Source organism: Alteromonas sp. G4i13, assembly GCF_054960505.1.
Map to the genome: position 1 here is coordinate 1 of NZ_JBHNYX010000131.1, position 431 is coordinate 431.

1 protein-coding gene is annotated in these 431 nt (G+C 50.1%); it reads left to right on the forward strand.

What is annotated here, in order from left to right; all coding sequences use genetic code 11:
• Positions 1–431, forward strand: a 431-nt coding sequence (locus tag ACFI6J_RS21620) for a Tn3 family transposase (protein ID WP_462586410.1), incomplete at both ends; no start/stop codon positions are given.

Below are 431 nucleotides of genomic sequence, written 5' to 3' on the forward strand. Positions count from 1 at the left end.
CGTAACTGAAAATGAACACGGCGGCACCAACCTTGCCCTGAAAAAGCCCATCAGGACGAATGTCATCGAAACGGGATGGCAGGATATTAGGCGCATTGTTCTGTCACTTCAGACAAAGCGAACGACACAGGCAATGCTGGTAAGAAAGTTGTCTGGTTATCCTTCGGGGCACCCGACATTACAGGCGCTGACGGAGTATAATCGACTGGTCAAAGCGCAATATTTACTGGATTACATAGACAATGCCAGTTTGCGGCAGTACGTTCAGCGTGCCCTTAACCGGGGAGAAGCGTGGCACTTCCTGAGACGGGCTATTGCGTCGGTGAATGGCGATCAGTTCCGAGGCAAAAACGAGAGTGAAATCGCTATCTGGAATGAATGTGCAAGATTGCTTGCCAACGCGATCATCTACTTCAACTCCGCGATACTGA